Origin of the sequence: Proteiniphilum sp. (assembly GCF_034927365.1) — a bacterium.
In the GTDB taxonomy this organism is placed as follows: domain Bacteria; phylum Bacteroidota; class Bacteroidia; order Bacteroidales; family Dysgonomonadaceae; genus Proteiniphilum.
This window is the reverse complement of the sequence record NZ_JAYFQD010000042.1, coordinates 1-4075: the sequence shown is the minus strand read 5'-3', so window position 1 is coordinate 4075 and position 4075 is coordinate 1. Positions and strand designations below refer to the sequence as shown.

At 43.4% G+C, this 4075-nt stretch carries 5 protein-coding genes; 4 read left to right on the top strand and 1 reads right to left on the bottom strand.

What is annotated here, in order from left to right; all coding sequences use genetic code 11:
* From pgk to VB073_RS17355, 4 genes are all read left to right on the top strand, one after another.
* The coding region (pgk, locus tag VB073_RS17370; RefSeq protein WP_323405451.1) for a phosphoglycerate kinase at window positions 1-211 on the top strand (211 nt) is incomplete at its 5' end.
* Window positions 212-451: 240 nt separating this feature from the next.
* Entirely contained in the window at window positions 452-1642 is a 1191-nt protein-coding gene (locus VB073_RS17365) for an aldo/keto reductase (RefSeq protein WP_323405450.1), read from the top strand.
* A 121-nt stretch (window positions 1643-1763) separates the two neighbouring features.
* Window positions 1764-2627, top strand: a complete 864-nt coding sequence (locus VB073_RS17360) for an SDR family NAD(P)-dependent oxidoreductase (protein ID WP_323405449.1) — start codon at window positions 1764-1766, stop codon at window positions 2625-2627.
* Between the two features lie 95 nt (window positions 2628-2722).
* Window positions 2723-3655: a helix-turn-helix transcriptional regulator gene (locus VB073_RS17355; protein WP_323405448.1), complete on the top strand. Its 933-nt coding sequence runs from the start codon at window positions 2723-2725 to the stop codon at window positions 3653-3655.
* Here the strand turns inward: VB073_RS17355 and VB073_RS17350 are convergent.
* A partial coding sequence (locus VB073_RS17350; RefSeq protein ID WP_323405447.1) for a helix-turn-helix domain-containing protein occupies window positions 3652-4075 on the bottom strand: 424 nt, incomplete at its 5' end. The genes VB073_RS17355 and VB073_RS17350 overlap by 4 nt on opposite strands.

Below are 4075 nucleotides of genomic sequence, written 5' to 3'. Positions count from 1 at the left end.
CGATAAAGGATCCCGTGCTGTATCCGATGCCATTGTAGCTGCTACCAAAAAAGGTGCTTTCTCACTGGTAGGTGGTGGAGATTCAGTTGCTTGTGTCAATAAATTTGGCCAGGCCGATGAAGTATCGTATGTTTCTACCGGCGGCGGCGCCCTGCTTGAAATGATCGAAGGCAAAGTGCTTCCGGGAATCAAAGCAATCCGCGGATACTAATGAACAGATAAAACATAGCCCTCAGGTAAAGTAACCAGTCTTGGCTCTAAAAGTCTTGATTCTTGGTTCTAAAAAGTCAATCTAACTCAGGGGTGGAACTTATTGGTATGAGTTTCCACCCTTTTTATGTGCACTAAAAAGTGGCAATTAATCCGTTTTGTATACAACTATCCTCATTTTGTTTAGTTCCTTATCCAACAGCGAGTTGTAATTTTGTATTTCATTTAAAAGGAAAATAAGATGGAAAATAAAAACGGAATATCCCGCCGGGAATTTTTTATAAAAGCGTCAATGACAGTCGGAGGAATTGCAGCTTCTTCATTTGTTCCGAAATTTGGTGGTTTTGCAAGCGCACAGGCAACACCTGTTTTGTCCTCTCAACTTCCGGTCCGCCATTTAGGCTCATTGAAGGTCTCAGCCCTAGGGCTTGGTTGTATGAGCCTTGCCGGCACCTACAACCCTCCAATGGAAATGCAACAAGCCATCAAATTGCTACGAGATACCCACGAACTGGGAGTTACTTTTTTTGACACCGCCCAACTCTATGGCATGGGGCTAAGTGAAGAAATGGTGGGCAAAGCGCTCGCTCCCATTCGGGACAAGGTAGTCATTGCCACAAAATTCGGTCAGGCACCCGCTCCGGGAGGTGGAGGAATAGAAATCAACAGCCGCCCCGAACGCATTAAAAGTTCAGTAAATGAATCGCTAAAACGCTTGCAAAGCGATTATATTGATTTATTTTACCAACACCGTGTTGACCCGAATGTGCCGATTGAAGATGTAGCCGGTGCAGTACAGGATTTAATAAAGGAAGGGAAAGTTCGTCATTTCGGATTGTCGGAAGCCGGAGCAGCCACGATCAGGCGTGCACATGCCGTACAGACAGTAAGCGCGGTACAAAATGAATATTCTATTTGGACACGGGATCCGGAACATGAGGTAATACCTGTTTGTGAAGAGTTGTGTATCGGCTTTGTGCCGTGGAGTCCGCTCGGTACAGGTTTTTTAACGGGGAAATATACGCCCACAACGCAATTTGATGAAAAATATGACGTTCGGGTTACCTTTAAATTTGCCCGTTTCACCCCGGAAGCACTCAAAGCCAATTGGTATATTATCGAATTGCTACAACGTATTGCATTACGTTACGAAGCAACTCCCGGACAAATCGCCTTAGCTTGGCATCTTGCCCGCAAACCTTTTATCGTTCCCATTCCCGGAACCACAAAATTAGATCATCTGAAAGAAAATATAGGAGCGGTAACTATAAAATTGTCGGCTTCCGATATGGAAGAAATAGAAACCGCCATCGCACAAAATGGCGTACAGGGATTAAGAATACCTGACGAAGTTTTACAAACGAGCGATATTGGAGCCATACTGGGTACAAGTTCTGAAGGGACTCATGGCAAAACACCGCTGAAACAATAGAACATTCAATAGGGATTTAATAATTGAAGCCACTCCGATAAATCGTTTTTTATTAAGGCGAGCAAAATTGAATAAATGGAATTTTCAAAGAAGACTCATAATCAACAAATCATAAAACAGTATGGAAAGTAAAATCATTCTCATCACAGGCGCATCGGACGGCATCGGTAAAGAAACCGCCAAAACTCTCGCGAAGCAGGGACATACGATCCTCATGCACGGTCGTAATCCCGAGAAAACAAAATCGGCCTACGAAGAAGTCAAAGCAGAATCAGGCAATAATAAGATTGAATACCTGACTGCCGATTTCCTGTCACTTGCCGAAATAAGAAAGTTCGCCGATAAGATCAAAGAGAAGCACGACCATTTGGATGTGCTTATCAATAACGCCGGAGCGCAATTTACGAATAAAAGGGAAACGACAGTCGAAGGACATGAGAAGACCATGACCATCAATGTCTTCACACCGCATCTGTTGACAGAGCTTTTATTGCCACTGCTTGAAAAAAGCCAATCGGCACGGGTTGTAACCGTTTCCTCAGGCGCACATAAAATGAGCGGTAAGCCCGATCTGAGCGATATCGAATTGAAAAATAAATATTCGATGGCAAAAGCTTATGGCATTTCAAAACTGTATGTGATCTGGATAATGCGACATTTCGTAAAAGAGATGCAAAAGAGAGGTATCAATAATATCGCATTCTACACAGTACATCCCGGTTCCGCGCAAACAAGCCTTGGACGTGAATCGACAGGGGCATTAGGTACAAGAATCATTTATTTCTTATGGAAGGTGATGATGAACTCTGTCGCAGAAGGAGCCGCACCCAGTATTAAAGCTGCTGTTTCTCCCGAACTGGAAGGCGTCACAGGCAAGTATTACGGGCTGAAAGGCGAAGAAAAACCGAGCGAAAAATATTACACGCCGGAGAATGAGCAAAAAGTATGGGATTACAGTATGAATGTGATAAAACCATACCTATGAAATTGGCTCTGCAAAATACTATCATACCGAAGATTTTCAGACAATTGCGAAAAGCGTTATATTTGTGAGCACCAAACGAGTAAAAGATTTGTAAAATGGAGTCAAACGAATTGAAAATCGGTGATCGTCCAATGATAAAAGTAAACACGATTGAAGACTATACGGAGCTTTTCGGTTGCCCGCCCGCCAATCATCCGCTAATAAGCATCTGTCGACTGACGGATGTAAAAGAGTTTGTACCTATTTGCAATCCGGTGCAGTTGAATCTATATTCAATCACCATAAAAGACGGTACGACTTGTAATGCGAAATACGGCTGGCGGGATTATGATTTCAGGAAAGGGACGATGAGCTTTTTTGCTCCGGGGCAAATACACTCGTGGGACGAAAAAATGAAAAAAGTGGAAAATTCCGGCCGGTGGGGTTGGATGCTGGCATTCCATCCCGATTTTGTCCGCAAATATCCGTTGGGCGCAAAAATAGGGAAACTGAAATTTTTTTCCTACGAAACCAACGAGGCCCTGCATATCTCAAACGCGGAGCGGACGATGATTGAGGGGATAATGGAAAATATAGAAAATGAATATAACCGGAATATCGACGAACATACGCAGGATATTATCGTTTCCCAACTCGATGTGTTGATGAACTATTCCGAACGTTTCTATAGCCGACAATTCCGCACACGGAACAGTGTCGAGTCGGACATATTGACACGCTTTCAATCAGTCCTCCAAAATCATTTTGAAAAGAATAAAGACAACCTCATTACGGCGAACGATATCGCATCGGAATTAGCCATGTCCACACATTATTTGAGCGATCTTCTCCGCAATCTGACCGGGTTGAACACACAGCAGCATATTCACGCCTATTTAATTGAAAGAGCAAAAAGTTTGCTGCTGAACACCAATTTATCTGTCAATGAAATCGCTTTTTCACTGGGATTTGAATACCCGCAATATTTCAGCCGTTTATTCAAGAGCAAGACAGGAGAAACACCTGTCGAATTTCGTAATAAGAATTAAAAAGCATTCCTTTTATGTGCCAGGATCATCATGATTTCGATATTTGAAAAATCTCCGCTTAAGGTATAATATACCGGATCGTCGGGAGAAGCAGCCATGAGTTTCTCTTCGGCGAGGCGCAACCGCTCCCGCGGCACAAAATCGACGACGTTCAGCTCACCCGTCTCCACATATTTTGCCAGATGCGTGCCGATAGTCGACATAGCCAGATTCCGCTCTTCCGCGATCTCCTCGATCGTTTTTCCAGCACGGAACATCTCCAGACTCAAACGCCGGCTATCTCCTTTCTGTTTCTTCTCTTTTTTCTGCTTCTTTTCTTTCTGTTTTCTTTTGGATACTCCCTTTTCCGGCAGACAGGATTGCAAACCATGTCTTTCACAGTACTCCTGAATAATTGATAAGAATGTTTCTCCGTATTTT

Excerpts from the sequence above, each read along its gene's own strand:
- VB073_RS17360 (WP_323405449.1), top strand. The coding sequence starts at position 1,764 with ATGGAAAGTAAAATCATTCTCATCACAGGCGCATCGGACGGCATCGGT.
- VB073_RS17365 (WP_323405450.1), top strand. The coding sequence starts at position 452 with ATGGAAAATAAAAACGGAATATCCCGCCGGGAATTTTTTATAAAAGCG.
- VB073_RS17355 (WP_323405448.1), top strand. The coding sequence starts at position 2,723 with ATGGAGTCAAACGAATTGAAAATCGGTGATCGTCCAATGATAAAAGTA.